Genomic DNA, 5,567 nt, shown 5'->3' on the forward strand with positions numbered 1-5,567 from the left:
CAACCTGTCCTTCATGAAGGGCTTCACGGGGCTGTCCGACGCGGAGAGGCGAACGTTGGAGGAGGCCAGGAAGGAGCTTGCCCGCATCCCTCTGATCCCCTGCACGACCTGCAACTATTGCGCCAAGGTCTGCCCAGTGGAGGTGGGAATCTCCGGCACGTTCACGGCGATGAACGCTCTGACGCTCTACAGTGACCTGGCTGCCGCCAAGCACCAGGAGTCGTGGCTGGTCGGCGGGCACGGCAGGAAGGCGGCGTCGGAGTGCATCCGGTGCGGTCGCTGCGAGCAGGTCTGTCCACAGCACATCGCGATTCGGGACGAGCTGGCCAGGGCGGCGGCGGCCTTCGCGTAACTTCACTTCGGCCCTGCCCGTATGAGGGACGACAGGATCATCATAAACGCACGGGAATGGCTCATTGGTTTGACAAAAAGCGGGAGCCTGATATAATGGTTCACCGTTGGGGCGATTAGTTCAGAGGTAGAACGCTTCCTTGACACGGAAGAGGTCAGAAGTTCGATTCTTCTATCGCCCACCAAGCATAACGCCGGAGGACACCGGCTTATTCCATAAACCCCGCCATAAGGCGGGGTTTTCTTTTATCCTTGTGCTGTCGAACGCTGTCGGATTCCCACCATAGCTACACGTTAGACGTAGAAAAAACCGTAGAAGGAGCACAGCCAACCATGCCCCCTTTCGACGGAGTCCCTTAAGCAATCGGGAGGATCGCCACACCATATCCAAGTATTACCCAAAACCTGCCTGCCGCGGGCGGTGACATTTTCTCTGACCCCTTATAGGATGACATTACCACTGAGCAACGACACACGACACGCTTCCGGATTGACTTTTCGTTAATTGAGGCTACACTTTATTACATGACGTTTAACTTGGTTTTATGATTAATTTTGTTGAAGTTTCCGGAAAGGAGATCGTTCGGACGATGAACGGAACTAAGGAAGCGCCTGAAGGACTTGGCTTCAAGATGCCCGTCTCGGAAACGGCGCTTTTGACCCTCTACTTCAAGGCGCAGGAAACGCAGCGCCCCGACCGTCTTATCGAGGACCCCAAGGCGGTCGAGATTCTGGAGAAGCTCGACGTGGACATGTCCCGCTTCCAAAATAAGAAGATGTCACAGATAGGAACGATCATCCGCACGCGCCGGTTCGACCGCGAAACACGGCGAATCCTTGCGGATTGGGAGAGACCGGTGGTCGTTCATCTGGCCTGCGGGCTGGATGACCGCTTCCTGCGGACGGACGCGGGCAAGGGCGTTCAGGTGGACCTGGACCTGCCGGACGTCATGGAGGTTCGGAAGCGTTTCCTGCCCCCTTCGGAGCGCAACCCCCAGATCGGCACCTCGATGTTTGAAACCGACTGGATGGACGAGCTGCTGGAGCGCTACCCGGAGCACCGCTTTGCCTTCATCATGGAGGGCGTGCTGATGTACCTGAACGAGGCGGACATCAAGGGCCTCTTTCAAAATCTGGCCAGGCGCTTCCCCGGCGCAGAGCTACACTTCGACGCGGTCTCGACCTGGATGGTCCGCCACTCCAAGATGCACGACTCGATCCGGGAGTACGGGGACGACGTGCGCTTCACGTGGGGCCTCGACGGCCTCAGGGACATCGAGGCCTGGGACCCTGGGCTGAAGTTCGTCGAGGTCGAGTACTACATCAACCAGGAGCTGCGCCGCTGGGGCTGGGCCGTCCTGCTGAACCTCATCCCCAGTATGGCTAAAGGGGCCAAGATGCTGCGCTACGACATACGGCAGACAAGCAAGAGACCATAAAGGTACGTCAGAAGGAAAAACGATCATGCTCAACGGGTCTGGCATCCTCATCGGGTTGGCTTCTTTTCTCCTCATCGGCCTCTTTCACCCCATCGTCATCAAGTGCGAATACTACTTTTCCGACAGGATCTGGCCGGTCTTCCTCGCAGGAGGCTTCGTTTTCTGCACCGCATCCCTGTTTGCTGAGGACCCCACGCTTTCCGCCATCCTGGGGGTCGCGGGCTTTACCTCGCTGTGGAGCATCCACGAGCTCAAGCGGCAGACAAAGCGCGTCAAAAAGGGCTGGTTCCCCAGAAACCCCAAGCGTGCGCCGAGAGAATGATCGCGATTCAGGGTGACGAGAAGATTCATGCCATACGGCAAAGCCCCATCACGAACAGCGGCATGAGCACCCCTTCTGCACCCCGGCAGAGCTACCAGCAGAAGCGGCAGCAAAAGCCACCGTTTCGGTTCATTTTTCTCAGGGCCTGACGGAACGAGAGGCGGCCTCCACGCTCGGCCTCCACCGTTCCATCAGGCCAGTCAGCGAACATTTCCAAAGCCCTTTTCCGCCCCTCACCGCTTGTCAAGGACCTCCATGATCTCGCCGATGAACTGATAATGAGGCGGGCGATTCGAGTAGATCTCGCGCATGACCTCCGAGTCGAGATGATCTGGATTGAACTGCTCCCAGTACAGCTTTCGGCAGACGAAGGTCAGGTTCGCCTCACTGAAGACGACGCCCTGCCCATGTCTCTCCGGCGTCAGCGAGGTCATCGCAAATTTATCGCAATCCCGTTTCGATTTCGTTCCGAGCGTCAACAAATCCTTGCGATAGTTTTCTTCAAAGAAAGAAACGGTGAAACAGTCGTTTTTCAACAGGTACTCGCTGGTGTATCGTAGAGGGTTGACGTAAATCGTCACGATCAGCCGCCCGTCGCTCCTCGATCCCCAGAGGCTGCCAAGGCTGCCCCAGCCGATGGTGCACCCGTCAAAATCCTCCAGGGTGCCCGCCGTCGCCAGCGCCCATTGCTTGTCGAACATGTTGAAAACTTCGTATTGCCTGTCGCGAAACTCCATAAACAATCCCTCGTTTCTTTTTTTGAAAATCCCCGCTTTATATGCGGTAAAGCGAGGCACATCACCTTTTGCCTACAAGTCTAAAGTTATCCTTACCATTAGGATCCCCTGCCGTTTTCCAGTCTCAATACTCGTAATCCGGAGCAAGGAGTCGCATGAGTTCTCTGTCGTGGTGGGACGCCGATCGGACCTCGTTATCGAAGATCATCGTGACACCACTTTCACGGGTATAGGGCTTCCAATCCGGTATGCCTTCCGCCGCTGGTTTTCCGCTGCGGGCAAAGTTGATCCATGCGTCGCTCATGCGATCTGCCAGCAGCCTGGCGTCCGGCCCGTTGCCCGTGATGGTGTCGGCACGGTCGATGTTGTGGAAGACGAAGGGGATCTCCGCCGTGTGGTAGGAGGTCAGAGCACCGTTCATCACCGGCGACTCCCAACTGAAGACGTAGGCGTACACGGGAGCGCCGCGCTGGTCAGCCTTGTGAGACATGATCTTGAGCATCGGAAGGCGGATGGTCCGCGAGTCGACGTGCACGGCGTCAGCCCTCTTTTTGTTCGGATAGGCCTCAAGGAACGCCTTGACGACCTCCTCCGCCTTGTCGCCGTAAGCCGCCTTGAGCCGCCTGGCTGTCTCCTCCGGGCTCCACGTGTTCTGGTTGTCGAACTGTGCCCGCCCCATATCGCGGAGCTGGTCAACCGCCGTCCACTCCGTGAGGTTCGAGCCGATCAGGAGAGCCACGTCCTTCCCCGCCGCTGCAAAACCATCCTTCGTCACAGGACTCGTCGGCAGAAAATCGCCGTCAACGACGGGTTCCCAGTAAAGGCCGTATCCACCGCCCAGAGGCGCCGGCAGCTTCATCTCTTCAGCGGTCCGCGCAAGCGCCCTCTCCGACGCCTTCACCAGCTCCTCGTAGGGCATGGTCTGCAGCGCTTCAACGTCCCCCGAGCCCATCCCCAGCTCCTCAAGGACGTGATCCGTGATCCTCTCGCTGACCTCACGCGAGGTGAAGGTCACGCCCATCCGTTCCGTCGCGCCGCTCTCCACGATGCCGCGCTTGAACAGGCCCTTCGCCTCCGGCGCCGTCATGAGCGCCAGCACCTTGGCTCCGCCGCCCGACTCGCCGAATAGCGTGACGTTTTCGGGATCTCCGCCGAACGGTGCGATGTTGTCACGAATCCAGCGGAGCGCATCTACCAGGTCCATGACGCCGACGTTGGCCGAGCGCTTATATTTTTCGCCAAAACGCGAGAGGTCGAGGTGCCCGACGATGTTCAACCTATGGTTTACCGAGACGACGACCACATCGCCCCTACGGGCAAGGTTTGCACCGTCGTAGACCTCCTCGATCGCCGAGGCCCCCGTGGAGAAGCCGCCTCCGTGCAGCCAGACCATAACCGGTCGCTTCCCATCATCGCCGATACCGGGCGTCCAGACGTTGAGGTTCTGGCAATTGTTGTCCTGCCTGAAACTTCGCGGCGGGTTGTCCCAGCCACTTCCCATTCCGCCCAGCCATACCTGAGGGGCGATCGGTCCGTAATTGAAGGCCAGCCTGACGCCCTCCCACGGCGTGACCTTCTCCGCCGGAACGAACCGCTCCTTCGCTTCCGCGTAGGGAACCCCGTGGTAGGTGTAGACGCCGTTTCGCACGTACCCCTGCACCTCGCCCGCTTCGGTCCGCACCACCACGACGCCGGGCCCGGCCATCGACGTGCCGGCTGCATCTCTGGGCACAGCCGCCTGGGCCACAGCGCCCCCTATCAATCCTGCTGCCAAGGCCAACGCCACAAAAACTTTCCTCATATCCGCACTCCTCCCTAATACTTTTCCTCGACGAGACCACCTGTCTCTCCGTTTTGGCGAGGAGCCGCCGCCGTAAGCCAGCATCACCTTGCCCTTGTACTTTTCAAGCAGACGGGGCAGGTGTTCCTTCACGCACCCCTCTCCAAAATAGGCCTTTGTGGAATTCTCGAAGACAAATCGGTTCATGGTTCGTCCCTCCGATGCGTTCGCTGTTTTCACCGGCGAGTCCGACGCAGCCCGCCTTACTCGTGAATTTTCATCCCGTGAAGCATCCTTACAAAAGCGGGGTCGCCGTGATCCACGATCTCGCTGCGGCCCAGGTCCATCTTCGCGATCGCCGCCATCTCATCATCCGTCAGGGCAAAATCCCAGATGTCAAAGTTCTCTTTCATGCGCTCCCTGCGGACGGACTTCGGGATGACGGAGACTCCGCGCTGAACGTTCCAGCGCAGCGCCACCTGCGCGGACGACTTGCCGTATCGCTCCCCGATCCCGGAAAGCACCGAATGGGTAAAGATGCCGTGCTTCCCCTCCGCCAGGGGACCCCACGCCTGGGGATACACCCCATACGCCCTCATATTTTCAAGCGCTGCCTCCTGCGCAAAAAACGGGTGCAGCTCCACCTGATTCACCGCCGGGATCGTATCGGTCGTCTCGCAGAAGTCCGCGAGGACGGCAGGATAGAAGTTCGCCACCCCGATGGCCCGCGTCATCCCCTGTCGGCACATCTCCTCCATCGCGCGGTACGCGCCGTAGTAATCCCCCATCGGCTGATGGACGAGATAGAGGTCCACATGGTCGAGACCCAGTTTCCTCAAGGAGGATTGAAGGGCCAACTTCGCGCCCCCGTAACTCGCGTCCTGCACCCAGAGTTTCGTCGTCACGAACAGTTCCTCGCGGGGCAGACCGCTCTTTCG

6 protein-coding genes and 1 tRNA gene are annotated in these 5,567 nt (G+C 59.1%); 4 read left to right on the top strand and 3 right to left on the bottom strand.

Annotated features, from left to right (window positions below; all coding sequences use genetic code 11):
- The 4 genes from ACO41U_RS09780 to ACO41U_RS09795 all read left to right on the top strand — a co-directional run.
- The coding region (locus ACO41U_RS09780) for a 4Fe-4S dicluster domain-containing protein (protein ID WP_485943569.1) at window positions 1-352 on the top strand (352 nt) is incomplete at its 5' end.
- Window positions 353-461: 109 nt separating this feature from the next.
- Window positions 462-536 (top strand) — tRNA-Val (locus ACO41U_RS09785).
- Window positions 537-941: 405 nt separating this feature from the next.
- Window positions 942-1,790 carry a class I SAM-dependent methyltransferase gene (locus tag ACO41U_RS09790; RefSeq protein WP_485943571.1) on the top strand — a complete coding sequence of 283 codons (849 nt, stop codon included), beginning with the start codon at window positions 942-944 and terminating at the stop codon, window positions 1,788-1,790.
- 25 nt (window positions 1,791-1,815) lie between these two features.
- Window positions 1,816-2,112 carry a DUF4491 family protein gene (locus ACO41U_RS09795; protein WP_485943573.1) on the top strand — a complete coding sequence of 99 codons (297 nt, stop codon included), beginning with the start codon at window positions 1,816-1,818 and terminating at the stop codon, window positions 2,110-2,112.
- Between the two features lie 233 nt (window positions 2,113-2,345).
- Here ACO41U_RS09795 and ACO41U_RS09800 read toward each other — a convergent pair whose 3' ends face one another.
- The 3 genes from ACO41U_RS09800 to ACO41U_RS09810 all read right to left on the bottom strand — a co-directional run.
- Window positions 2,346-2,849, bottom strand: a complete 504-nt coding sequence (locus ACO41U_RS09800; protein ID WP_485943575.1) for a flavin reductase — start codon at window positions 2,847-2,849, stop codon at window positions 2,346-2,348.
- Between the two features lie 124 nt (window positions 2,850-2,973).
- Complete coding sequence (locus tag ACO41U_RS09805) at window positions 2,974-4,650, bottom strand: carboxylesterase/lipase family protein (protein ID WP_485943577.1); 1,677 nt, start codon at window positions 4,648-4,650, stop codon at window positions 2,974-2,976.
- 242 nt (window positions 4,651-4,892) lie between these two features.
- The coding region (locus tag ACO41U_RS09810; RefSeq protein WP_485943579.1) for an aldo/keto reductase at window positions 4,893-5,567 on the bottom strand (675 nt) is incomplete at its 5' end.

Source organism: Fretibacterium sp. (genome assembly GCF_057312375.1).